The sequence below is a fragment of the Flaviflexus salsibiostraticola genome (assembly GCF_003952265.1).
In the GTDB taxonomy this organism is placed as follows: Bacteria; Actinomycetota; Actinomycetes; order Actinomycetales; family Actinomycetaceae; genus Flaviflexus; species Flaviflexus salsibiostraticola.
The window spans coordinates 1506827-1531342 of record NZ_CP034438.1 but is presented as its reverse complement, the minus strand read 5'-3'; the positions used below and the strand labels follow the sequence as shown (position 1 = coordinate 1531342).

Here is a 24516-nt window from a genome sequence, read left to right as displayed (position 1 = left end):
CTTTCCCCGGACCTGTCGACCATTCGAGAACACTCACGGCGAGGCTTTCGCCTCGCCGTGATCATGTGACTCAAGAAGGGCCTGAACACCTTTTCTCTTTACTGTCTTGTCCAGGTTACCGGTCGATACGAAAGCACCACAAACAATGCACATCGATTGGAGAAACCTCATGACCTCACAACCTTTCATCACTGTCGTTGGTGGCGTAGACACCCACAAAGACCTGCATGTTGCTGCGGTAGTTGATCAGCACGACCGGGTACTCGCAACCGAATTCTTTCCTACGACCAGGCATGGGTACAAGCTGCTCGTGCACTGGTTACGCTCCTTCGGACAGATCGCCAGGATCGGGGTGGAATGCACCGGCACCTATGGGGCGGGCCTGTTGCGCTACCTCCACGCACAAGATATCGAAGTACTCGAAGTCACCGGCCCCGACCAAGCCCTCCGAAGGCGCAAAGGCAAAGACGACACCCTCGATGCAGAGAATGCTGCTCACGCAGCCTATGCCCGGGTGCGTGCCGTGACCCCGAAAACCCGTGACGGGCTGGTTGAATCCCTACGGGTGTTGAAAGTGTCCCGTAAAACTGCGGTCGCTGCCAGACGAGTCGCGTTACAGATGATCCGCATGAACATCGTGTCAGCACCAGACGAACTCCGTGACCAGCTGCGCACCCTGACTCGCATGAAACTCATCCGCACCCTAGCCGCATGGCGACCAGATCTCACGAAGTATCGCGATGTCACTGGCGCGTACAAGATCGCTTTGAAATCCCTTGCACGTAGGTACCTGGAACTCACTGATGAGATCGCTGATCTTGATGTCATGATCAAAAACATTGTTGATCATCTCGCCCCAGACCTCATCAAAAAACCAGCGGTCGGCTATGAGTCTGCAGCTCAGCTGCTGATCACTGCGGGAGACAACCCCGACCGGCTGACTTCAGAAGCCGCGTTCGCAGCATTGTGTGGGGCGAGCCCGATCCCGGCATCATCAGGCAAAACACACCGTCACCGGCTCAACAGGGGTGGTGACCGGCAAGCCAACTCTGCCCTGCACATCATCGCGATCGGCAGACTCAGAACCGACCCGAGAACCCAGGACTATGTGGCGAAGAAACTCTCCGAAGGGCACTCCAAAATGGAAGCCCTCAGGTGCGTGAAACGATACCTCGCACGGGAAATGTTCTACGCGCTCAAAACCAGAACCCAGGTAATCAATCAGACGCAGATTGCTGCTTGACACTTAGAAGGGCGTCAGGGGCAGGCGCGCGGGAGCGCCGTTTTTCCGCCACTTCTTCCGAATCGTCCGATAACCGCGAGAAATCAACGGAAGATCGCGAAAATGTGGAGTATTTCGCAGTGGACATGGATAGGTCGAGTTCTTCTGATGAACTAACGTTCTTGCCATGAGTAGCACTGCGAATAACTACATTGAGTCAGTCCTCGACAGACTGGCCGTTCGTAACCCAGGCGAGGCGGAGTTCCACGAAGCCGTCGCGGGTGTGCTGACAACTCTGGCGCCCGTCCTCGAGCAGCATCCCGAGTACCAGGACGAGGCAATCCTCGAGCGAATCGTTGAGCCTGAGCGAGTCATCCACTTCCGCGTCCCGTGGATTGACGACGAGGGCACGTACCACGTCAACCGTGGATACCGCGTCCAATTCAACTCGGCCCTCGGCCCCTACAAGGGTGGCATCCGCTTCCACCCGACCGTCTCGGCATCAATCGTCAAATTCCTCGGCTTCGAACAGATCTTCAAGAACGCCCTCACCGGCCAGCAGATCGGCGGCGGCAAGGGCGGCTCGGACTTCAACCCGGCCGGCCGGTCCAACACTGAGATCATGCGCTTCTGCCAGTCGTTCATGACCGGCCTCTACCGCAACATCGGCGCGAGCATGGACATCCCCGCCGGCGACATCGGCGTGGGCGGCCGCGAGGTCGGCTACATGTACGGCCAGTACAAGAGGCTCGTCGGCCAGTTCGAAGCCGGCGTCCTCACCGGTAAGGGCGTGGGATGGGGCGGCTCGCGCGTCCGCACGGAGGCGACCGGTTACGGACTCGTCGCCTTCACCCGGGAGATGCTCAAGACCCGCGGCGAGGACCTCGAGGACCAGACAGTCTCCGTCTCCGGCTCGGGCAACGTCGCGATCTACGCGATCGAGCGCCTCATCCAGCTCGGCGCCCGCCCCGTCACCTTCTCCGACTCCTCCGGCTGGGTCTACGACGCCGACGGCGTCGACCTCGACCTCCTCAAGGAGATCAAAGAGGTCTACCGCGGCCGTGTCGCCGACTACGTGGAGGAGCGGCCCCGCGCCGAGTTCCACCAGCGCGGCTCCATCTGGGACGTGCCCGTCGACATTGCGCTCCCGTCCGCCGTGCAGCACGAGATCAACGCCGACCACGCCCGCGCCCTCATCAAGAACGGCGTCAAGGCCGTCGCCGAGGGCTCGAACATGTCGACCACCGCGGACGGCGTCGACGTGTTCGACGACTCCGACATCCTCTACGGCCCCGGCAAGGCTGCGAACGCGGGCGGCGTGGCTGTCTCCGCGCTGGAGATGCAGCAGAACTCGGCACGCCAGTCGTGGACCGCTGAGGACGTCGCGGGACGCCTCGACGCCATCATGGAGGACATCCACACCCAGTGTGCGGAGCACTCCATGCAGTACACCGGCCGACCCGACAACTACGTCGCGGGCTCCAACGCCGCGGGCTTCGTCCGCGTCGCGGACGCGATGATCGCGCAGGGTCTCGTCTAAGACAAACAATGGAAGGAGGCGGCGGGCCATAGGCCCGCCGCCTCTTCTCTTCTTCTGGTGCGACGCTCCTCCCGGGAGCTCCTTGGATCCGTCTGCGCGCGGTGGTGGAGATGCGGGCCCCGCCGTGGCGGGGCCCGCATGGATCAGAGTCAACCGTTGAGGACGGCGAGGGCCGCCTGACGGGCTCCGTTCGGGTCGCTCGCCTCGAGAACGGCCGCAGCCGCCTCCCGGCACTGCTCGAGGGTGACCGTGGCGAGCCTGGATCCGACGTAGGGGATCGCGCCGGACGCCATCGACAGCGAGGTCACTCCCATGCCGATGAGGACCGCGGCGAGGTTCGGGTCGGCCGCGGCCTCACCGCAGACTCCGACGGGCTTGCCGTGGCGGATGCCGGCCTGGGCCACGTGGTTGATGAGGGTGAGGACGGCGGGCTGCCAGTTGTCCGTGTAGGTCGCGAGATTCGCGTTGCCGCGGTCGGCGGCCATGACGTACTGGGTGAGGTCGTTCGTGCCGATCGAGACGAAGTCGATCTCCTCGAGGAACTGGTCGATCATGATCGCGGCCGACGGGACCTCGATCATGATGCCGGCGGTGAGGCCGTGCTCGCGGATCATCGACGCGAACCAGCGGGCCTCGGCGACGGTCGAGACCATGGGGGCCATGATCCAGCTCGGGCCATCGTGCCGCTTGGCGGACTGGACGAGGGCCTCGATCTGGCGGGTGAGCAGGCCCATGTCGATACCGGAGGTGCGCAGCCCGCGCACGCCGAGGGCCGGGTTCTCCTCATCGGGGACGGAGGCGAAGGCCACCGGCTTGTCCGACCCGGCGTCGAGCGTGCGGACGACGATCTTCTGGCCGGGGAAGTGCCGGAACACGGAGCTGTAGATCTCGACCTGCTCCTCGACCGAGGGCTCGGTCGGGGTGTTGAGGAAGGAGAGCTCCGTGCGGAGGAGGCCGATGCCGGCCGCCTCGGACGCCTCGGCGCGTGCGGCGCCCGGCTCGTCCTGGACGTTGGCGAGGATCTCGACGGTGTGGCCGTCCTTCGTCTGTGCGGGGCTATGCCACTCCCGGGCGAGCCTGCGCCTCTCGGCGTCGATCCTCGCGAGCGCCTCGGCCTCCTCATGGTCGGGATCGACCGAGAACTCACCGGAGTCGCCGTCCATGATGAGGTCGACGCCCTCCGGGACCTCGGAGAGGGTTCGGGCGGCGACGATGCAGGGGATGCCGAGCTGGCGGCAGATGATCGACGTGTGGGAGGTGGGCCCGCCGAGTCGTGTGATGATGCCGTGGATGAGATCAGGGTCGAGGCCCGCGGTGTCCGCGGGTGCGAGATCGTCGGCGAGGAGAATGACGGGCTCGTCCGGCACGGGTACACCCGGCTCCGGTTCGCCCCGCAGCTCGGCGATGACACGATTCCTCATGTCGAGCAGGTCGGTTCGACGCTCGGCCATGAGGCCGCCGGCCTGTTCGAAGATCTCGACGAACATCTGGGTCGCCTGGGCGACTGCCTGAACGGCGGGTGTCCCGGAGTCGATCCTCTTCGACACCTCGCGGCGCCAGCCCTTATCGGCCGCGAAGCCCGCGGAGACGGCGAGGATGTCCGAGGCGGTGCCGACGGTGTTGGCGGCGCGGTCCCTCAACCGCTGCGCCACCGCGTCGGCCGACGCCGCGAAGTGGTTCTTCTCGCTCTCGCGCGATTCCGCTGGGATGGTTTCGGCCGTCTCCTCGGGTTCGGGGACTGACCGGCTCCAGGCGGTCTTCGCGTACGAGACGCCCGGTACGACCGGAGTCCCGTAGAGGGTGAGCGACGCTTTCATTCGTGGTCCTTCCCGAATGCAGAGAGTATGTGGTTTTTATGCATTGTATCGGCGTCGCGGGACTGCCCGGGAGGTGACCACGTCTCGGGCGGCGGGGTCTCTGCGCTGGTCGCAGGCGGAATTTCGCCGAAGAATGGCCCAGGCGAAGCGGTTCCTCAAAGTTAACCCGCCGTACATCAATCGCATGTAGGTTGGAATGTGCCATAGATTACTCCAGAGATAAGGATGTATGTGATGCGAATTCACCTACAGGGCACAAAACGCCCCCTTGCTGTGACCGCTGCGACGGCAATCGCCGCGCTGGGCATCGTTGCCCCGGCGGCTGCTGCACCGGCTGACGAGGACCGCGAAACCACAGCGGTCGTCGACACACCAGCACCCGAGACAGACGCCCCCGCCGAGGACACCACCGGTGAGGCCCCGGCCCCGGACGAGACCCCGGCAGTCGTTGAGACTGAGACTGGCGACGCAGATGTCGCTCCGCTGAACACCAATACCGAGCCCGTCACGATTGACATCCTCGGAATCACAGACTTCCACGGCTACATCGAGAACATGCCGTTCCTGCAGACGCAGATGGACGTGATCCGCACGTCGAACCCGAACACCCTCTTCGCCTCCGCCGGTGACAACATCGGCGGTTCGGCCTTCGTGTCCTCGATCGCGCAGGATGTCCCAACGCTCGACGTCCTCGACGCCATGGGCCTCGATGTCTCGGCCGTCGGCAACCACGAGTTCGATAAGGGTTACGCGGACCTCAGGGATCGCGTCCTTCCCCTCATCGACTTCGAGTACCTCGGCGTCAACGTCGACGGCGCGCCCGAGATCAACACGCCTCCCTACTCGATCGTCAACATCGACGGCGTCGACGTGGCCTTCGTCGGCACCGTCACCGAGACGACTCCGACGATCGTCGCGGCCGACGGCATCGAGGGACTCACGTTCCAGGACCCGGTCGCCAAGACCAACGAGGTGGCGGCTGCACTCAAGGACGGCGACGACGCCAATGGTGAAGCCGATGTCGTCGTCTCCCTCTTCCACGAGGGCGACTCGGTCGCCGTTGGCATGTCGGAGGACGTTGACCTGGTCTTCGCCGGTCACACTCACATCCAGAACGTGTCCGAGACCGTTGCCGGCGCGCCGATCATCCAGGCCGGCCAGTACGGTCAGGCATTCGGTCACGCGACGCTGACCGTCGACGCCGAGGGCGTCGTCACGGTCGACGAGGCGGCGATCATCGAGCTCGACGAGTCGGTCACCCCGGATGCCACCATCCAGGCCATTGTCGATGACGCGATTGAGCAGGCCGAGGTCCTCGGCGCTGAGGTTCTCGCGGAGATCACCGAGAACGCCTACCGCGGAACGAACAGCGGCTCAGATATGGGCGCCAACCGTGGCACCGAGTCCTCGATGGGCAACCACCTCGCCAACGCCGCCCTCATGACGGTCAATTCGACCGCTGTCGGCGCCGACTTCGGCATCATCAACCCGGGCGGTGTCCGCGCGGACATGGACCAGGACGGCGATGGCGTCGTCACCTACGGCGAGGCGTACTCGACCCAGCCGTTCGGCAACACGGTCGGCTCGATCGACCTCACCGGCGAGCAGGTCTACACCATGCTCGAGCAGCAGTTCCAGCCCGGCGCCTCGCGCCCGGTCCTGCGCCTCGGCCTGTCGGACAACGTGACCTACACGTACAACCCCCTCGCCGCTGACGGCGGAGACATCATCGATGTCTGGATCGATGGCGTCCCGGTCGATCGGGCAGCCACCTACACCGTCGCGTCGAACACCTTCCTCCTCGGCGGCCAGGATGGCTTCACAGTCTTCCGTGAGGGCACGAACTTCCGCGAGACCGGCATCGTCGACCTCGAGGGCTACGTCAACTACCTCATCGCCGGCGAGGCCGACGTGCTGCCCCTGGGCCAGCGCTCGATCGGCATGCAGGCCGACCTCACCGCGGGCAAGACCGGCACGGTCGACCTGTGGTCGCTGACCTACACCGCTCTCGAGGAGAAGCCGACCACGGTTACGCTCCACCTCAACGGCACCGAGGTCGGATCCTCCGACATCAACACCGATGTCACCCCGAACCTCGACAACACCGGCAGCGCGAGCGTCTCGTTCGCTGTTCCGGGCAACGCACCGGCAGACTCGGAGCTCCGCATCGTCACCACCTTCGAAGGCGGCGCCGTCGACACTGATGTGACCGTCCCGGTCACGGTGGCCCCGGCGGTCGTCCCCTCGGTCGGCAACTGGTTCTATGTCTCCAACGACTGGACCTCGACTGTCGCCGACACCGAGTTCAGCTTCGGCCGCGTGGGCGATGAGGTTCTCGTGGGCGATTGGGATGGCGACGGCGATGACACATTCGCTGTCCGTCGCGGCACCACCTTCTACGTGACGAACGAGCTCAAGGGCGGCGACGCCGAAACCTCGTTCGTCTACGGACGCCTCGGTGACGAGGTCGTCGTGGGTGACTGGGATGGCGACGGCTCCGACACCTTCGGTGTCCGCCGTGGCAACACCTTCTACCTCATGAACGAGCTCAAGGGCGGCAAGGCCGAGGTCCAGTTCGACTACGGCCGGGTCGGCGACGAGGTCTTCACGGGCGACTGGGACAACGACGAGGTCGACACGATCACCGTCCGTCGCGGCAACACGTTCTACGTCAACAACGAGCTCATCGGCGGCAACGCCACGATCTCGTACAACTACGGACGCACCGGCGACATGGCGATTGCGGGCGACTACGACGGTGATGGCTACGACACCATCTCGGTCCGTCGCGGCAATGTCTTCTTCATCAACAACGCGCTTGAGGGCGGCCCCGCCGACCTGGAGCTCGCCTACGGTCGCGCCGGTGACGATGTCTTCGTCGGCGACTGGGATGGCGATGGAGTCGACACCCCGGCCGTGCGCCGATAACTGATCCCGCTCCGGCGGATAGCAGACAGGGACGCCCACCGCTCGGTGGGCGTCCCGCTATTGTGAGGGCTATGAAGCGACGCATTGAGCCGGGGATCGTCGATGGGCTGTTCGCCCGCCTGTTGGCGGGTGAGGAGCTGACGATGGCAGAGAAGCGGACCGCGGGTCGGGGCGCCCTCGAGGAGCTCGCAGCCCTCCGCCCTGGGAAGGCCGTCGAGGTGCGGGTGCCCTACGTCGGGGCTGTTCAGGTGATCGGCGGCCCGACCCACCGGCGGGGCACCCCACCCAACGTTGTCGAGATCGATCTCGAGACCTGGCTCGATCTCGCGTGCGGACGGACAGGATGGGATGATGCTGTTCGTGCAGGTAAAGTGGGAGCGTCTGGCATCCGGGCGGACCTCAGTGAGGCACTGCCGTTATTTCGAGGAAGGCAGCCATGACTGACGAGGAATTCTACGTGACCGACCCGCGGCGCGCCCCCAAGTACGGCCGCTTCATGCTCGTCGGCGCGATCCTCGGCGCACTTGTCGGGATCCTTCTCGTCCAATTCGGTCCGAACGCGGGCCGCTACGAGCTGAGCGACGTGACGTTCGCAGTGCTTCTTCTCACCGTGCCGATCGGATTCGCCCTCGGCGCCCTGACAGCGCTTCTCCTCGACCGGAGATCGCTCAAGAAGACGTCCGAATAGCGGTCGGTTATGGCTCAGCGCATCGTCGGCGTCAACGTCGCACACCCGAGAGAGGTTCTCGCCGCGATGGCGGGCCTGCGCGACAGGCTGGGTATCTCCGTCGACTATCCTGCCGAGGCTGTGGCCGACATTCGACCAGTCGACCTGTCGGTGCTGCCCGATCATCGCGACATTCCCTTCGTCACGATCGATCCGCCGGATGCGGCGGATCTCGACCAGGCGCTCCACCTCTCGCGGGAGGGTGACGGCTACCTCGTGCGCTATGCGATCAGCGCGGTCGGTCTCTTCATCGAGCCGGGCGGCACCCTCGACCGTGAGGTCCACGCCCGAGGCGTGACGCTCTACGGCCCCGACGGGTCCATCCCACTTCATCCGCGAGAGCTTGCCGCGGGAGTCGCATCGCTCCTCGAGGGCGAAGACCGCCCCGCCTACCTCTGGAACCTCCACCTCGACAAGGCGGGCGGTCTCCAGCACGCCACAGTCGAGCTCGCCCAGGTGCGATCGCGTGCCCAGCTCACCTACCGGCAGGTGCAGCGCGCCCACGAGGGTGACGGGACCCTGCCGGGCCAGGTGCCGGCGGACCTCACCGAGCTGCTGTCCGAGGTGGGTCGGCTCCGCATTGAGCGGGAGATCGCCCGCGGAGGAGTCTCCCTCGACCTGCCGGAACAGCTCATCGAGGCGACCAACGGAGGATTTCAACTCGCCTACCGCGGCACGACGGACGTCGATGAGTGGAATGCGCAGATCTCCCTCCTGACGGGCATGGCAGCGGCGCGGATGATGAAGAAGGCCGGGATCGGCATTCTCCGCACGCTTCCCCCGGCTCGCGAGAAGGACTACGTGAGGCTCCGCCAGGTGGCGACCGCACTCGACCTCGAGTGGCCGGCTGACATGGACTACCCGACCTTTGTCCGATCCCTCGACTCCTCGAACGCTGGCCACGCCGCGTTCCTCAACGAGGCGGCGGGACTCTTCCGGGGCGCCTCCTACCTGGCCCTGCCGGCGAAGTCGACCGGCGGTGAGTCGGACGAGCCGGCTGAGGGCGCGGCTGGTGACGACACTCGAGGTGACAGACAGACCGGCCACGCTGCCATCGCCTCCATCTACTCCCACGTGACAGCGCCCCTGCGGCGCCTCGTCGACCGGTATGCGCTTGAGGTGTGCCGCTGCATCTGTGCCGGCGAGGACGTGCCGGCGTGGGTGACGGAGGCGCTGCCCACGCTGCCGAAGACGATGGCCAGGGCGGGCCAGCGCGCGGCGGCCTACGAGCGCGGTGCCGTCAACGCCCTCGAGGCGCTCATCCTCTCCGGCCGGGAGGGTGAGATCTTCCGCGGCGTCGTCATCGACACGGACAGCAATGGTGAGCCGCTCGGGATCGTCATGCTCCGTGAGCCTGCTGTTGAGGCCGTCATCCACGGGGAGGACCTCCCGATCGGGAAAGACATCTCGGTCAGGCTCGTCAAAGTCAGCCCCGAGGGGCCCCAGTTCCACCATGTAGAGGAGAGACATGAACGGTGACGGTCGATTGACCGACGTCCTTGATCCCGAGGAGAAGGCACAGGACGAGTGCGGCGTCTTCGGGGTGTGGGCACCGGGGGAGAACGTCGCGAGCCTGACCTACTTCGGGATCTACGCACTTCAGCACCGCGGTCAGGAATCCGCCGGCATCGCCGCCTCGAACGGGAAGCAGATCCTCGTCTACAAGGACATGGGTCTCGTGTCCCAGGTGTTCAACGAGGACCATCTGCGGCCGCTTGCTGGCCACATCGCCGTCGGCCACGTCCGGTACGCGACCACGGGGAGATCGGCCTGGCGCAACGCCCAGCCAACCCTTGGCCCGACCCCGTACGGCACGATCGCGCTCGCGCACAACGGCAACCTCGTCAACACGCAGGAACTCATGGAGAGCGTGCGGGAGAAGTCCGGTGAGGACCTCACGGGCGAGCTCGGCCGCGGATCCTCGACGGACACGGCCGTCATGACGGCCCTGCTCGGCTGCCTCGACGAATACGGCTCCCTCGAAGAGGCGGCGATGGGGGTGCTGCCGACACTGCGGGGCGCCTTCTCGCTCGCGTTCATGGACGAGACCACGCTCTACGCGGCCCGCGACCCCTACGGCTTCCGGCCGCTCGTGCTCGGCAGGCTCGCCTCCGGCTGGGTTGTCGCCTCCGAGACCGCCGCCCTCGATATCGTCGGTGCGACCTACGTCCGTGAGATCGAGCCCGGTGAGCTTCTCGCCATCGATGAGAGCGGCGTCCGCTCGCAGCGCTTCGCGGATGCCACGCCTCGCGGCTGCATCTTCGAGTACGTCTACCTGGCCAGGCCCGACACGACGATCGCCGGACGCAGCGTCAACGCGGCGAGAAACGAGATGGGAATGGTGCTCGCCCGTGAGCACCCCGTGGACGCGGACATCGTCATCGCCACACCCGACTCGGGCACCCCCGCCGCGATCGGCTACGCCCAGGAATCGGGCATCCCCTTCGCCCAGGGCCTTGTGAAGAACGCCTACGTGGGCCGCACCTTCATTCAGCCCACGCAGACCATGCGCCAGCTCGGCATCCGGCTCAAACTCAACCCGCTGCGTGAGGTCATCGAGGGCAAGCGCCTCGTCGTCGTCGACGACTCGATCGTCCGCGGCAACACCCAGCGTGCGCTTGTGCGGATGCTGCGGGCCGCGGGCGCCGCCGAGATCCACGTCCGGATCTCCTCACCGCCGGTCACGTGGCCCTGCTACTTCGGCATCGACTTCGCAACCCGCGCCGAACTCATCGCATCCGGCCTCACGATCGAGCAGATCAGAGCCTCGATCGAGGCGGACAGCCTCGGCTTCATCTCCGAAGAGGGCATGATCGCCGCCACCACCGTCCCCGAGCATCGCCTCTGCACGGCATGCTTCACGGGGAAGTACCCGCTCCCGGTCGACCACGCACGAGCGGCGGCCGGGCTTGACCCCTTGTCGGAGGACTCATGAAGATCACCTATTCGCAGGCAGGCGTCGACACCGAGGCAGGTGACCGCGCAGTGGAGCTCATGAAGTCTGCTGTCGCACGCACACATGGCCCGGCCGTTGTTGGGGGAGTCGGCGGTTTCGCGGGTCTTCTCGACGCCTCCGCACTCCTCGCCTACAGGAAGCCGTACCTCGCGACATCGACGGACGGCGTCGGCACCAAGGTTGCCATTGCGCAGGCGCTCGACATCCACGACACGATCGGCCAGGACCTTGTCGGCATGGTCGTCGACGATATCGTCGTCGTCGGGGCGAAGCCCCTCCTCATGACCGATTACATCGCCTGCGGGAAGGTCGTTCCGGAGCGGATCGCCGACATCGTCCGCGGCATCGCCGACGCCTGCGCATCGATCAATACGCCGCTGCTCGGCGGCGAGACCGCCGAGCACCCCGGCCTCCTCGGCGAGAATGAATACGACGTGGCGGGGGCGGCCACCGGCGTCGTCGAAGCCGACGCCGTGCTCGGGCCCGAGCGTGTCCGCGAGGGCGACGTCATCATCGCCATGGCGTCCTCCGGCATCCACTCGAACGGCTACTCCCTCGTCCGGAAGGTCCTCGAGGTCAACGGCTGGGACTACACGAAGCACGTCGACGATCTCGGCCGGACCATCGGCGAGGAGCTTCTTGTCCCGACCAGGCTCTACACGAACGTGTGCCTCGAGGTCGCCGACCGCGCCCACGCCTTCTGCCATGTCACGGGCGGCGGACTCGCCGCGAACCTTGCGCGGGTCCTCCCGCAGGGTCTCCTCGCCGAGGTCCAGCGGTGGGAGGTCCCCCCGATCTTCAAGGTGATCGCCGACCTCGGAGGTGTGCCGACCGCGGACCTCGAGGGGACGCTCAATCTTGGGATCGGCATGCTGGCGATTCTTCCCCAGGAGCACGGCCAGGCCGTCATCGACACCTGCGTCGCCGCGGGTATTCCCGCGTGGGAGGCCGGCCGGGTCTTGGCAGACGACGGCGGCCAGGCGCTGCGCGGCGCGAAGGGCGTGCAGGGCGGCGGTGTCCGCCTGACGGGTCAGTACGCGGGACTCTAGACACCGAACGAGAATGGGCTCGCAGCAAAAGCTGCGAGCCCATTCAATGAGGGAAAAGGCTTGGGGCGCGGATGATATCCGCGCCCCAACTCAGCCTCAGCCCCGACTCAGACGGCGCCTTCTTCGTCCTCATCGGTGTAGTAGCCGTACTCGTAATCCGAGTACTCCTCGTCGACATCGTCCGGCTCTTCTTCGGCGATGGCACTTTCCCTCGAGACAAGCTCACGCTCCAGCGCACGGTAATCAGTATCCGGGCTGGTGTACTTCAGATTGCGAGCGACCTTGCGCTGCTTGGCCTTCTGACGGCCGCGCCCCATGGCGTCGACCCCCCTCAACTAGTTCGGTCAGTTACATGCCCTCAGAGTATAACGACGGCACTCCAGATTCTACGTCACGCCAGGCAATTCCAGAATTCGGGACCTTGGACCCCGGAATAACCTGGCATTTACTGCGAATCTGGACACAGCGTCCGTGAAGCTGAGGAGGACCAATGCACACACAGACCGAAACAGACCTGCTGACGCCGTCACAGGTTGCCGCGCTGTTCCACGTTGACCCGAAAACGGTCACGCGTTGGGCCAATGCAGGGAAGCTGTCATCGATTCGCACGCTCGGGGGGCACCGTCGCTTCCGGAGGGACGAGGTCGAGCGGCTTCTCGAATCAACAGTCAGGCGTTAGCCGACCAGCTGCGCTGAGAATAGTGGAATGGAGGGGCGATGACGCCCCTCCATTCTTCATGCCCTGGTGTCGCCCTACTTCTTGAAGATGAGAAAGACGGCGAGAGCCGCTGTTGCGGCAGCGGCGGCAAGGATCCCGATTGCGGTCGAGTCGCCTTCGCTCGCGTCGGTCGGGACGGCCTTCGCCTTGGCGAGGAACTCGTTCGCCTTTGCCTTGGCCTCCTCAGCCGCGGCGGCGGCGTTGGCCTTCGGGTCAAGGCGCGTCGAGAGCTCGTTGACGACGTCGGTCAGCTCCTGGCGGGTGCGCTGAAGGTCGGCCTCGATGTCGGCCGCGCTGCGCTTGGGTGCTTCACTCATCGGTGGCCAGTCCCTTCTTCGCTGCTTCGATGTCGTTGATGAGCCCGGACTTGGGGTCGACGACATACTCGTTCGATTTCTTGATGCTCTTGATGCCGACAAGAGCGAGGATTGCGCAGATCAGGAGAAGAACGAAGCCGACGATAAGGGCGGAGAGCCACAGCGGCAGTGCGTTGGCGATGCCCCAGACGGCGGCGAGGAGGAGAATGCCGAAGGCGTAGAGAGCGAGTACGCCGGCCGCAGCCAGGAGGCCTGCACCGACTCCGAGCTTCTGAGCCTTCGCGGCAGCCTGCACCTTCGCCAGTTCGATCTCATCCCGAATCAGGCGGGAGAAGCGCTCGCTGATGCCGGCAACAAGCTCGCCGATCGAGCGGGGATTCTGCTTCTCCTCAACGGGGGGCAGTGTCGACCCGCCGAGGTCCGATGGGACCGCGGGTCCCCTGTTCTCGTGTTCGGATGCTGTCACCGTCCATCTCCTTCCGATGAACTCGTCGATAGATCTCCCTCACTCTATCGCGATAACACTGCCAGCGCGCGCCTCAATACTTCGCTCTCGAGAGAACGGCCCTCAAATTTCCGGTGATACATTTCCAAACCGCGAAGGTCTGTTTGGAGAAACAGGTCACACCACCTGCGCATCTATGGCAGGTTGGGAGAGATTCACTAAAAGTGTCTCGGTTGGTCTAGTTAAAGAGGACGGACATATGAAATCATCTCTGAACAGGAGATTGGCGATGATCGGCGCCGGAGCGCTGATCGTTTCGCCGGTATGGGCGATACCCGCCCAGGCGGCTCCGGACGGCAGCGACGTCGTCATCAACGAGGTATATACCCGAGGCGGATCGTCAGGTCAGCCGTACACTCACAAGTTTGTCGAGCTCTACAATCCTACAGAGCAGACGATCGATCTCAGCAGTATGTCGCTTCAGTATTTCGCGGAAACGAGCGCGGACGCGAATGCGACCGTCATTACTTTTAGTGGGAAGTCCATCGAAGCGGATGGCTACTTCCTCATCCAGCTCAACAGCAATGGGTCCAACGGCACGGCACTTCCCACGCCGGATGTCACGTCAAGCTTGGCTCCTAGCGGCACTACGGGATCATTCGGGCTTGTCGATGGAACGAGTAGGCTTACCGGAGTTCCATCTGGCAACAGGGCCGGCGACCCAGTGTTCGTTGATTTCGTAGGCTGGGGCGGATCCAATAAGTTCGAGACGGCAGTCGCTGCCTACCCCGGTACAAACACGTCGACTCCAGGTTCGATCACCCGTACAAATGGCGTCGACACTGACAATAATTCTGTCGATTTCACTTTGGTCTCGGCACCTACCCCGCAGAACTCCGCTGGCACCGGTGGTGGCACCGACCCCGATCCGGATCCTGATCCGGATCCCACAACTGTCACGATCGCCGAGATCCAGGGCACCGGTAGCGCGACGCCTCTCAACGGCCAGAAGGTCACGACCGATGGCGTTGTCACGGCCGTGTACCCGACCGGCGGCTTCAACGGATTCTACATGCAGACCCCGGGCACTGGTGGAGAGATCGGCGATGCGTCGCACGGCATCTTCGTCTACACGGCTTCCGCCCCCACCGTCGAGGTCGGACAGTACATCTCCGTCACGGGCACGGCCGGTGAATACTACACGCTGACGCAGCTCTCCAGCCCGACCATCACCGTGCTGGATGAGGCATTCGAGGCACCGACTCCCGCGGTCGTCACGCCTGTTGACCTCACGACGGACGCTCAGCGCGAGCGCCTCGAGGGCATGCTGCTTGATGTTGCCGAGGTGCAGTTCACCGTCACCGATACGTACGAGACCAACCGATACGGTTCGGTCGCGCTTGCGATGGACGATGCTCCGCTCCCCACCGCGACGGACATCTACCACCCGGTTCACGAGAAGGCTCTGCACGATGCCCTCGTCGCCGAGAACCTGCAGAAGATGATCACGCTGGATGATGGTACGTCGCGCGATTACACGAGTTTCAGCAACAACAACCACCAGCTCCCGCTGCCTTACATCAGCATCACCGATCCGGTTCGCGTCGGCGCCGACGCCCAGATCAACGAGCCGGTCATCCTCGACTACCGCTTCCAGTGGAACCTTCAGCCCACGGTGCCGGTGACGGGCGAGAACGACGACTTCGTCGCGTTCGAGAACACCCGGGTGGCTGACGCCCCCGTGGTCGGCGGAGATGTCACCATCGCCACCTTCAACGTTCTCAACTACTTCACCACCCTCGGTACCGACCTTGTTGGATGCACCTCCTACAACGACCGTCAGGGCAACCCGATCACGGTGAGGGGTGGCTGCCAGGCTCGCGGTGCGTTCAACGCAGAGAACCTTGCACGCCAAGAGGGCAAGATCGTCTCCGCCATCCAGGAGCTCGACGCCTCCATCGTCGGCATCCAGGAGATCGAGATGTCTGCCGCATTCGGAAAGAACCGCGACGCGGCGCTTGCGGACCTGGTTGCAGCGCTCAACGCTGACGCCGGCTTCGACAAGTGGGGCTACGCCGCCTCGCCGGCTCAGCTTCCGACGAACGAAGACGTCATTCGTCTCGCCTTCATCTACCAGGTTGACGAGGTCGCTCCGACCGAGGATTCGAAGATCCTCATCGGCAGCGCCGCGTTCGGCAATGCTCGTGAGCCGCTCGGCCAGGCATGGCAGGCACTCGATGCTGCCGGCGAGCCGGTCGGCGAGGAGTTCGCGACAATCAACAACCACTTCAAGTCGAAGGGGTCCGGCACGGACGACGGAACGGGCCAGGGCAACGCCAACCCGGACCGCATCGCCCAAGCCCAGGCGCTTGTCGCCTTCGCTGATGCGGAGTACGGCGATATGCCGGTCTTCCTCGTCGGTGACTTCAACTCGTACTCTGCTGAGGATCCGCTCCGGGTTCTCGAGGCGGCGGGTTACACCAACCTCCTGCGCGCTCAGAGTGCCCTCCACGACACTCACTTCTACACGTACACCTTCGGCAAGCGTGTCGGGTCCCTCGACCACATCTTCGCCAGTGCAGAGGGTTCCGAGTGGGTGACCGACGCGGCGGTGTGGAACATCAACTCCGTTGAGGCGATCGCCCTCGAGTACTCGCGCTACAACTACAACGTGGCCGACCTCTTCGAGGAGAACAGCCCGTTCCGTTCGTCGGACCACGACCCCATCGTCGTAGGACTCGACATTCCCGGCGTCAACGATGTCGTCGTCGTCAGCCCCGAGGCTCCGACCTTCGAGGACAACGTCATCACCATCCCTGAGGTTGAGGGAGTTGAGTACCTGATCGGCGACGCTGTCGTCGAGGCCGGTACGGTGGCGATCACCGAGGACACGACTGTGACTGCACGCGCCATTGAGGGCTATGTCCTCGCGGACGATGCGGTGACGGAGTGGACCTTCGAGTACGTTGCTCCTCTTGTTGAGGTGACTCCTGTTGCTCCGGCCTTCGAGGATAACGTCATCACCATTCCTGAGGTTGAGGGTGTTGAGTACCTGATCGGCGGCGCTGTTGTCGAGGCCGGTACGGTGGCGATCACGGAGGACACGACTGTGACTGCGCGTGCTGCCGAGGGTTATGTCCTCGCGGACGATGCGGTGACGGAGTGGACCTTCGAGTACGTTGCTCCTCTTGTTGAGGTGACTCCTGTTGCTCCGGCCTTCGAGGATAACGTCATCGTCATTCCTGAGGTTGAGGGTGTTGAGTACCTGATCGGCGGCGCTGTTGTCGAGGCCGGTACGGTGGCGATCACGGAGGACACGACTGTGACTGCGCGTGCTGCCGAGGGTTATGTCCTCGCGGACGATGCGGTGACGGAGTGGACCTTCGAGTACGTTGCTCCTCTTGTTGAGGTGACTCCTGTTGCTCCGGCCTTCGAGGATAACGTCATCGTCATTCCTGAGGTTGAGGGTGTTGAGTACCTGATCGGCGGCGCTGTTGTCGAGGCCGGTACGGTGGCGATCACGGAGGACACGACTGTGACTGCGCGTGCTGCCGAGGGTTATGTCCTCGCGGACGATGCGGTGACGGAGTGGACCTTCGAGTACGTTGCTCCTCTTGTTGAGGTGACTCCTGTTGCTCCGGCCTTCGAGGATAACGTCATCACCATTCCTGAGGTTGAGGGTGTTGAGTACCTGATCGGCGGCGCTGTTGTCGAGGCCGGTACGGTGGCGATCACGGAGGACACGACTGTGACTGCGCGTGCTGCCGAGGGTTATGTCCTCGCGGACGATGCGGTGACGGAGTGGACCTTCGAGTACGTTGCTCCTCTTGTTGAGGTGACTCCTGTTGCTCCGGCCTTCGAGGATAACGTCATCACCATTCCTGAGGTTGAGGGTGTTGAGTACCTGATCGGCGGCGCTGTTGTCGAGGCCGGTACGGTGGCGATCACGGAGGACACGACTGTGACTGCGCGTGCTGCCGAGGGTTATGTCCTCGCGGACGATGCGGTGACGGAGTGGACCTTCGAGTACGTTGCTCCGCAGCCGGCTCCGGCTCCCCGCGGCAACGTCTTCTTCATCGCCAACGATTGGACCTCGCACTACGCCGAGCTCGTCTTCTCCTTCGGACGTCGCGGCGATGAGGTCTTTGCAGGCGACTGGGATGGCGATGGCAAGGACACCCTGGCCGTCCGCCGTGGCAACACCTTCTACGGCAACAACGAGCTCGTCGGTGGCAACGCCGAGGTCTCGTTCAACTACGGCCGCGTGGGCGATGAGGTCCTCGTCGGCGACTGGAACGGCGATGGCAAGGACACTTTCGGTGTCCGTCGTGGCAACACCTTCTACCTCAACAGCGAGCTCGTCGGCGGCAACGCCGAGATCCAGTTCGACTACGGTCGGGCCGGCGATCAGGTGTTCGCGGGCGACTGGGACAACGACGGCGTCGATACCCTCATGGTTCGCCGCGGTACGACGTTCTACGTCAACAACGAGCTCGTCGGCGGCCATGCGGAGATGTCGTTCGTCTACGGCCGCGCCGGTGACGATGTCTACGTGGGCGACTTCGACGGCGATGGATACGACACGATCGCGGTTCGCCGCGGCAATGTCTTCTACGTCAACAACGAGCTCGAGGGCGGCCACGCCGACCACGAGATCGCATACGGTCGCGCTGGCGACAAGGTCCTGATCGGTGACTGGGATGGCGATGGTATCGACACCCCGGCCGTCAACAGGATCGTCTGAGACTGACGTTTCGGGCTTAGTCCAGTAAGGAGCTCCCCCGGGGATAACCCCGGGGGAGCCTCTTGTCATCAGTCAGGAACCCGGATAGATCCGGTAACCGGGCTTCGCCTCGCCCGTGAAGGAGTCATAGAAGGCCTGCGCGTCGTCCGTCAGCAGGTCGAGACGCTTCGCGCCGCTCCTGGCGTAGACCTTTTCGACGAGCGTTCGGGCCAGGCCGATTCGACGGTAGGCGGCGTGGACGATGAGCTGGGCGAGGTAGCCCTGGGCGATCCCATCCGACAGCACCTGCGCGAAGCCCGCGACGGTGCCGGTCAGGGTGTTGCGCACGACGAGTGTCGTCACCCCGGGAGCTGCGCAACCCTGTGCCGCGACGTCCGGATCGGCGTATGTCCGCCAGCCCTCGGCGCGGCAGAGGGCTGCGATGCCGGGGGAGTCTGCATTGCCGAAGTCCTCAACAATCAGTGACTGGGTGAGGGCCCACTCCCGCTGATCGAGCGGGTGGGCGGCGCTGTCGGTGTCATCCGGTCGTACTGGTGTGTGGTGGAGGGTAACCGTCGAGGTCTTCGATCGCGACAGGGCTCGCTCCGCGAGAAGCGCCAGCCCGGTTTCCTCGAGGTCATGACTGGCGTCCGCCCGTACGACGAGCAGATTCGCGTTCGCGTCATGTGAGGAGATGAGGCCGACGCCGGCGGCGGCGCCGTCAACTTTGATGATGAGTCGCGTGCCCTGGAAGCTGCCCGCAACGCGGCTGCGCGTGAGTGAGTGCACGAAGGCCACCTCAGCGGGATCCGGCACCTCAAGTGTGATCGACATGGAGAAAGCCTACGGGCTGTCACATTGTGGTAGAAACAGGAAATCCCCGGAGACCCGGGGATTTCTGTGCCTCCGATCGGCGTCGATCCGATGACCTTTCGATTTTCAGTCGAACGCTCTACCAACTGAGCTACAGAGGCTTATGTAAGATTGCCCGGCATAGCCGGGCAATCTGCGACCCTGACGGGACTTGAACCCGCGACCTCCGCCGTGACAGGGCGGCGCGCTAACCAACTGCGCTACAGGGCCTGGATATACTGTTCGACCTTCGCCGTACCCCGAACGGGATTCGAACCCGTGTTACCGCCGTGAAAGGGCGGGGTCCTGGGCCGCTAGACGATCGGGGCCAGTATCCTGGTTGCCTCGCTCGTGCCGTTTCCGTCCCGCTCGAAGCTAGACCAGCATAACTAGAAATCTGCCTGCAATGCAAAGCGGAGCCTGTGTCCTTACTCACCGGCTTTTCGGGGGGGGGTTCCGACGCCCCTGCCGGACCCACTGTGGAGGGGTTTCGGCGGAAGTCTGAGCCCTGCTCTGCTTCGGGTCAGCGCCTCGTGGAGGCGCGTCTTCATGGCAGACGGCGGGCCGTCAGCGGTCGACCCCCTCCTGCCCAGTCTCCTCCGCTTTGAGCACCGCAGCGGAGCGGCCTGCTCGGGCGGTGATCAGCTCCTGCAGGATCTGCTCGACGATGGCGGCGGGGTCTTCGTGCTCCCAGAACCGCAGGACCCGCCACCCCACGGCCTTCAGGTGTGCGGAGGTGTCTGCGTCCCTCTTCCTATTGCCCTCAATCTTCGAAAGCCAGTAGTCGGCGTTCGACCTCGGTGGGATGTAGTGCTGCGGGCAGCCATGCCAGAAGCATCCGTCGATGAAGACCGCGATCCGTGCCCGAGTGAAGACGATGTCGGCCTTCTGCCTACGGTCGGCAGGATCAGGAGCGTAATCGACGCGGTACCGAGCGCCGGCGCGATGAAGGAGGCGCCTGACGGCGAGCTCTGCCCTCGTATCCCGGCGCCTATTCGCCTTCATCGTCTGCTGGGCGGTGTACGACGACGGCTTCGGCCTGTCCATACCCCGCACGATAGTCCGGGCCGGTCGCCTGAGTGAACCTCTCGAAGTGAGTGCAATCGGTGGAATAGTGTGGAATCTATGAAGGCTTTACTGCACCTTGCGTCCACGGTCGACCCCACCGAGGATCCGTCGGGGGAGATGACGCTTGAGCAGGGTGTCGAGCAGGCTGTGACCGTGACGGTCGACATCGTCAGCATCATCGGCTCAGCGCTCATCGGTGCCGCGATCGGCCTCCTGACCGCCATCCTCCTCATCGTCATCGCACAGGTGGCGGGCCGCCGGCACCCGATCCTGGAGCCCGCCCCTGGGCCGCCGAAGCGTCCGCTGCAGCTGACCCTCATGCTCGCCGGTGCCTGGATCGGATTCTCGCTCAGCAGCGAGCCCGCGGCCGGGGAGGTGGAACCGGGCTGGCGCCACCCGATCTTCCATATCGGCCTCATCCTCATCATCATCGCGGGCACGTGGTTCGTCGCCAGCCTCGTCGTCGGCTTTGAGGCGGCGGTCCTTCGCCACGTCGAACGGACGGCGACGAAGAGGGCGAAGCGGATCCAGACCCAGTTCCAGATCGTGCGACGCGTCCTCGTGGCGCTCGTGTGGACGTTCGGCATCGGCGGAGTCCTCATCACCTTCCCGTCGGCAAGGGCCGCGGGGACATCCCTCTTCGCGTCGGCCGGCCTCATCTCCGTCATCGCCGGCCTCGCCGCCCAGTCGACGCTGGGCAATGTGTTCGCGGGCCTCCAGGTCGCCTTCTCCGATTCCCTCCGTGTCGATGATGTCGTCATCATCAACGGCGAGTATTGCGTCGTTGAGGAGATCACCCTCACCTATGTTGTGGTTCGGGTGTGGGATGGTCGGCGCCTCATCGTCCCCTCCTCCAAATTGACGACAGAGACGTTCGAGAACTGGACGAGACGCGACACCGACATGTTGGGCAAGGTCTACTTCGATCTCGACTGGCAGGTCCCGGTCGATGCGATGAGGTCGGAGATGCACAGGTGCCTGAACGAGACCGACCTATGGGATGGCAGGACTGCCGTCCTCCAGGTCGACTCCGCGGAGAATGGGCGCGTCCGCATCGCCATCCTCGTCTCGGCCGCCGACTCGGCGACGCTGACCGACCTGCGCAACTACACGCGCGAGCACATGGTCAAATGGATCCAGGAGAAGGTGCCGAGGGCTCTGCCGTATACCCGCAGCCTGTACGCGTCGATCGAGGATCTCGAGGCGGCCGTGGCCGAGTACCCGGATCCGAAGGAGCTCATCGATGAGGAGCCCCCCGTCGAGAAGCCGCGCACCCCGCAGAAGGACGTCGACCTCGAGGAGACCGTCGTCCTCCCCACCGATTACCTGCCGCACCGCCGATCTCTTGCGGCCCGCAGCCCCGTGGAGCGCTCCGAGGACGAGCTGTCCTCGACCCCGCACACGGCGACGGACGTCAAGCCCGGCCACGAGGCATCCCTCTTCACGGGATCGGCCCAGGCAGAGGAGCGGAAGAAGGGGTTCTCCGGGCCCGGCGAGGAGGCGATCGCCGAACGCGAACGCAGGGCTGCGCAGAGGAACGCAGTGGACGATGATGGGGCAACAGACAATGACTCTGAGGAGACGAGATGAGCGACACCAACTTCCTGACACTGTCCGATAACGAATGGCGTGAGCGGCTCGACCCGATCTCCTACCAGGTTCTCCGTCAGGCCGGGACGGAACGTCCGGGCACGGGCCGACTGCTCGACGAGGGGCGCGAGGGCACCTACGCCTGCAAGGCGTGCGGCACCGAGCTCTTCGAGGCCGGTACGAAGTTCGATGCACACTGCGGCTGGCCGAGCTTCTACGAGGCGAAGGACGACGCCGTCACCTTCATTGAGGACCGCACCCATGGCATGGTCCGCACGGAGGTCCGCTGTGCGGCGTGCGATTCGCACCTTGGCCACATCTTCCCCGATGCTCCGCAGACCCCGACGGGCAACCGCTACTGCATGAACTCCGTCTCCCTCACCTTCATCCCTGCCGATGGTGGAGATGCAGTCGAGGGGTAGCCTGCGGGTTCTCTCACTCAATCTGCAGCAGGGCAGGCCCCGGGACCATTTCGCCCGGGGCCTGTCCCAGATTGCGGCGCTGCGGCCCGATGTCGTCCTCCTCCAGGAGGCGGATCGAGGCGTCCTCACGTCCCGCTGTGTCGATCACACAACGCAGGTCGCCCGGGCGTGCGGGCTCGAGTACTCGCAGTTCCTTCCCGGCCGCAGCACGTGGGCCACGGTTCTGCCGCTCGTCCGGCCGAGGCCGACCCGACCAGGGGAGCGGGGAACCGGCGTCGGCATCGCCTCCCGCTACCCCGCCACGTGGCACCATCACCACCTGACAACGTCGAGGCCCCTGCCCCGCATGAGGAACATGCATGTCGACATGGATCAGCCGAGGCAGGTCCTCGCGGGCACGCTCGACGTCGGAGGGCAGCGGGTGACGGTCGCCTCAACCCACCTGTCGTGGCATGAGGGAGTGGGGGAGGATCAGCTCCGCCAGGCGGAGGCCTTCCTTCACACACTGCCCGGACCGTGGGTGCTGGGAGGCGACTTCAACCAGCGCGAGAACAGATCGATCTGGCCGAGCCTCGTGAATGGGAAGACCTACCCCGCCGATAGGCCCCGCTTCCAGCTCGACTACATCGTTGCCAGCCTCGAGGCAGAAGAGGCCTCCATCGAGCGGTTCGCCTTCTCCGACCATCGCGGTGTCTTCGCCGCCATCGCCCTCCCCGCCTGAGCGCATCCACCACAGCTGGCCGACGGTTCGGCTCCGGCGGGCGTGCGCCGCCACGTGGTCTGCTTTGGCTTTGATCGTCGCACCCCGGCCATACTGGCTGGGTGAAGAACGTGTCTGCCATGCTCCTGTCGGGGCTCTCCCAATACGTCGGCGCCTCGATCGCTGTGGGACTCTTCGTGCTCGCGTCGGGCACCGCCGTTGGCTGGGGGCGGATCTTCTTCGCCGCCCTCTTCCTCCTCGCCTGGCGCAGGCCGTGGCGTTACCCGCACAAGCGCAGGGCGCTCGCCTTCGGGCTGGCGCTCGGGGCGATGAATATTCTGTTCTACCTGGCGATCGCTCGGATCCCGATCGGAACGGCCGTTGCCCTCGAGTTCCTCGGACCCGTTCTCCTTGCGAGTACGGCGCGGACGAAGCGATCGACGATATCCGTCATCCTCGTCGCGGTCGGTGTCTTCCTCATCTCGTGGATGGGGCTCGACCTCACCGACCCCGACGTGGCGCTCGGATTCTTCTTCGCACTCGCGGCTGGGCTCTGCTGGATCGCCTACATGCTGCTCGGCAAGAGTGTCGCGGGATTCGACAGGGGCATTGATGGCCTCGCGGTGGCGATGGCGGGAGCCGCAATCGTCTACAGCCCGCTCGCGGTGCCGGAGCTGATCAGTCTCCGTCCCGACGCGGCATTCTGGCTCACCCTCGTGTTCGTCGCCGTGCTCTCGTCCGCCGTTCCCTATGTCATCGACCAGCTCGTCCTGCGAAACGTACCCGCCACGACATTCGCGATCCTCAACTCGATCCTGCCGGCCATGAGCACTGTCGTCGCCTTCGCCATGCTGCGCCAGCTGCCGACGGTCGGCGAGCTCCTCGGCCTGCTTCTCATCTCGATCGCGGTGTTCGTATCAAGCTATCGACCGGCAGTCCGCAACATTTCACGGCAGGCTGATAAATAACCACCTGTTTACGGGGATGGTGAAATTCAGGGGAACAATTCGCTTATAACGCGCGGATCAGCGAGTTCACATCTACTGTAGGCACGAACGGAGTCGACAAACGGCTCCCGCAACAGGAGGTAACCACGATGGGTATCATTGCGACAATCATTGTCGGCGCCATCATCGGCGCCCTCGCCCGTCTGTTCATGAAGGGCGATCAGAACATCGGAATGATCTGGACGATCATCCTCGGCGCCGGCGGCACTGCCCTCGGCTGGTGGCTCGTCGAAGGCCCGATGGGCTCCGACTCCACGATCCTCAAGTGGGTCGTGTCGATCGTCCTCGCCATTGTTCTCATCTCTCTCTACATCGGTATCACCAACCGCGGAAGCAGCAGCCGCCGCACGCGAATGTAGAGCTCCTCAATGACAGCAGAGGTGGGCCGGGCAACCGGCCCACCTTTCGCATAAGAGTGGGGTCTGCTCGCCGGCG

22 protein-coding genes, 3 tRNA genes and 1 pseudogene are annotated in these 24516 nt (G+C 64.5%); 16 read left to right on the top strand and 10 right to left on the bottom strand.

The window, feature by feature from the left end; translation table 11 throughout:
* Window positions 1–169 precede the first annotated feature (169 nt).
* Both EJO69_RS07060 and gdhA read left to right on the top strand, forming a co-directional pair.
* A complete protein-coding gene (locus tag EJO69_RS07060; RefSeq protein ID WP_126042269.1) occupies window positions 170–1243 on the top strand; it encodes an IS110 family RNA-guided transposase in 1074 nt (357 codons plus the stop codon).
* Between the two features lie 166 nt (window positions 1244–1409).
* Window positions 1410–2762: an NADP-specific glutamate dehydrogenase gene (gdhA, locus tag EJO69_RS07055; RefSeq protein WP_126040543.1), complete on the top strand. Its 1353-nt coding sequence runs from the start codon at window positions 1410–1412 to the stop codon at window positions 2760–2762.
* 149 nt (window positions 2763–2911) lie between these two features.
* On the opposite strand, the gene ptsP is transcribed toward gdhA, so the two are convergent.
* Complete coding sequence (gene ptsP / locus EJO69_RS07050) at window positions 2912–4579, bottom strand: phosphoenolpyruvate--protein phosphotransferase (protein WP_126040541.1); 1668 nt, start codon at window positions 4577–4579, stop codon at window positions 2912–2914.
* 234 nt (window positions 4580–4813) lie between these two features.
* Here ptsP and EJO69_RS07045 point away from each other — a divergent pair, with 234 nt between their 5' ends.
* The 6 genes from EJO69_RS07045 (at window position 4814) to purM (ending at window position 12239) form a co-directional block, all read left to right on the top strand.
* The gene (locus EJO69_RS07045; protein WP_164519900.1) at window positions 4814–7507 is read left to right on the top strand and encodes a bifunctional metallophosphatase/5'-nucleotidase; all 2694 of its coding nucleotides are present in this window, start codon (window positions 4814–4816) and stop codon (window positions 7505–7507) included.
* 71 nt (window positions 7508–7578) lie between these two features.
* Complete coding sequence (locus EJO69_RS07040) at window positions 7579–7947, top strand: sterol carrier family protein (protein WP_126040537.1); 369 nt, start codon at window positions 7579–7581, stop codon at window positions 7945–7947.
* Window positions 7944–8195, top strand: coding sequence for a hypothetical protein (locus EJO69_RS07035; protein WP_126040535.1), 252 nt, complete (start codon window positions 7944–7946; stop codon window positions 8193–8195). Before EJO69_RS07040 ends, EJO69_RS07035 begins: the two co-directional genes overlap by 4 nt.
* Before the next feature lie 9 nt (window positions 8196–8204).
* Window positions 8205–9713 (top strand): RNB domain-containing ribonuclease, encoded by a 1509-nt coding sequence (locus tag EJO69_RS07030; protein ID WP_126040533.1) that lies wholly within the window; start codon window positions 8205–8207, stop codon window positions 9711–9713.
* A complete protein-coding gene (gene purF, locus EJO69_RS07025) occupies window positions 9703–11169 on the top strand; it encodes an amidophosphoribosyltransferase (protein ID WP_126040531.1) in 1467 nt (488 codons plus the stop codon). The genes EJO69_RS07030 and purF overlap by 11 nt, the downstream gene beginning before the upstream one ends.
* Window positions 11166–12239, top strand: a complete 1074-nt coding sequence (gene purM / locus EJO69_RS07020; protein WP_126040530.1) for a phosphoribosylformylglycinamidine cyclo-ligase — start codon at window positions 11166–11168, stop codon at window positions 12237–12239. The genes purF and purM overlap by 4 nt, the downstream gene beginning before the upstream one ends.
* A 107-nt stretch (window positions 12240–12346) precedes the next feature.
* On the opposite strand, the gene EJO69_RS07015 is transcribed toward purM, so the two are convergent.
* Complete coding sequence (locus EJO69_RS07015; RefSeq protein WP_126040528.1) at window positions 12347–12556, bottom strand: DUF3073 domain-containing protein; 210 nt, start codon at window positions 12554–12556, stop codon at window positions 12347–12349.
* Window positions 12557–12729: 173 nt separating this feature from the next.
* On the opposite strand from EJO69_RS07015, the gene EJO69_RS07010 reads away from it, so the two are divergent.
* Window positions 12730–12918 carry a BldC family transcriptional regulator gene (locus EJO69_RS07010; protein WP_126040527.1) on the top strand — a complete coding sequence of 63 codons (189 nt, stop codon included), beginning with the start codon at window positions 12730–12732 and terminating at the stop codon, window positions 12916–12918.
* A gap of 74 nt (window positions 12919–12992) precedes the next feature.
* Here the strand turns inward: EJO69_RS07010 and EJO69_RS07005 are convergent, their stop codons facing one another.
* The 3 genes from EJO69_RS07005 to EJO69_RS12575 all read right to left on the bottom strand — a co-directional run bounded on the left by EJO69_RS07005 (window position 12993) and on the right by EJO69_RS12575 (window position 14091).
* A complete protein-coding gene (locus EJO69_RS07005; RefSeq protein ID WP_164519899.1) occupies window positions 12993–13274 on the bottom strand; it encodes a DUF3618 domain-containing protein in 282 nt (93 codons plus the stop codon).
* Window positions 13267–13740 (bottom strand): phage holin family protein, encoded by a 474-nt coding sequence (locus tag EJO69_RS07000; protein WP_245993551.1) that lies wholly within the window; start codon window positions 13738–13740, stop codon window positions 13267–13269. The genes EJO69_RS07005 and EJO69_RS07000 overlap by 8 nt, the downstream gene beginning before the upstream one ends.
* 156 nt (window positions 13741–13896) lie before the next feature.
* Window positions 13897–14091 carry a hypothetical protein gene (locus tag EJO69_RS12575; RefSeq protein WP_245993548.1) on the bottom strand — a complete coding sequence of 65 codons (195 nt, stop codon included), beginning with the start codon at window positions 14089–14091 and terminating at the stop codon, window positions 13897–13899.
* Here EJO69_RS12575 and EJO69_RS12760 point away from each other — a divergent pair.
* Together EJO69_RS12760 and EJO69_RS06995 are read left to right on the top strand one after the other, a co-directional pair.
* Window positions 14009–14251, top strand: a pseudogene (locus EJO69_RS12760) (lamin tail domain-containing protein); the annotation flags it as partial. The gene EJO69_RS12575 and the pseudogene EJO69_RS12760 overlap by 83 nt on opposite strands.
* A 336-nt stretch (window positions 14252–14587) precedes the next feature.
* On the top strand, window positions 14588–18463 hold the full coding sequence (locus EJO69_RS06995; protein WP_245993545.1) for an ExeM/NucH family extracellular endonuclease: 3876 nt from the start codon (window positions 14588–14590) through the stop codon (window positions 18461–18463).
* A gap of 72 nt (window positions 18464–18535) precedes the next feature.
* Here the strand turns inward: EJO69_RS06995 and EJO69_RS06990 are convergent, their stop codons facing one another.
* The 5 genes from EJO69_RS06990 to EJO69_RS06970 all read right to left on the bottom strand — a co-directional run bounded on the left by EJO69_RS06990 (window position 18536) and on the right by EJO69_RS06970 (window position 20341).
* Window positions 18536–19276, bottom strand: coding sequence for a GNAT family N-acetyltransferase (locus tag EJO69_RS06990; protein WP_126040522.1), 741 nt, complete (start codon window positions 19274–19276; stop codon window positions 18536–18538).
* 67 nt (window positions 19277–19343) lie between these two features.
* Window positions 19344–19416: transfer RNA gene (locus EJO69_RS06985), tRNA-Phe, on the bottom strand.
* A gap of 35 nt (window positions 19417–19451) precedes the next feature.
* Window positions 19452–19525 (bottom strand) — tRNA-Asp (locus tag EJO69_RS06980).
* A 25-nt stretch (window positions 19526–19550) separates the two neighbouring features.
* Window positions 19551–19623: transfer RNA gene (locus EJO69_RS06975), tRNA-Glu, on the bottom strand.
* A 238-nt stretch (window positions 19624–19861) separates the two neighbouring features.
* On the bottom strand, window positions 19862–20341 hold the full coding sequence (locus tag EJO69_RS06970; protein ID WP_126040520.1) for a very short patch repair endonuclease: 480 nt from the start codon (window positions 20339–20341) through the stop codon (window positions 19862–19864).
* Between the two features lie 78 nt (window positions 20342–20419).
* Here EJO69_RS06970 and EJO69_RS06965 point away from each other — a divergent pair, with 78 nt between their 5' ends.
* The 5 genes from EJO69_RS06965 (at window position 20420) to EJO69_RS06945 (ending at window position 24440) form a co-directional block, all read left to right on the top strand.
* Window positions 20420–21952 carry a mechanosensitive ion channel family protein gene (locus EJO69_RS06965; RefSeq protein ID WP_126040519.1) on the top strand — a complete coding sequence of 511 codons (1533 nt, stop codon included), beginning with the start codon at window positions 20420–20422 and terminating at the stop codon, window positions 21950–21952.
* Window positions 21949–22374: a peptide-methionine (R)-S-oxide reductase MsrB gene (gene msrB / locus EJO69_RS06960; protein ID WP_126040517.1), complete on the top strand. Its 426-nt coding sequence runs from the start codon at window positions 21949–21951 to the stop codon at window positions 22372–22374. The genes EJO69_RS06965 and msrB overlap by 4 nt, the downstream gene beginning before the upstream one ends.
* Window positions 22358–23095, top strand: coding sequence for an endonuclease/exonuclease/phosphatase family protein (locus tag EJO69_RS06955; RefSeq protein ID WP_164519897.1), 738 nt, complete (start codon window positions 22358–22360; stop codon window positions 23093–23095). Before msrB ends, EJO69_RS06955 begins: the two co-directional genes overlap by 17 nt.
* Before the next feature lie 101 nt (window positions 23096–23196).
* Window positions 23197–24042 carry an EamA family transporter gene (locus EJO69_RS06950; protein ID WP_126040513.1) on the top strand — a complete coding sequence of 282 codons (846 nt, stop codon included), beginning with the start codon at window positions 23197–23199 and terminating at the stop codon, window positions 24040–24042.
* Window positions 24043–24170: 128 nt separating this feature from the next.
* Window positions 24171–24440, top strand: coding sequence for a GlsB/YeaQ/YmgE family stress response membrane protein (locus EJO69_RS06945; protein WP_126040511.1), 270 nt, complete (start codon window positions 24171–24173; stop codon window positions 24438–24440).
* The last annotated feature ends 76 nt before the right edge of the window (window positions 24441–24516 follow it).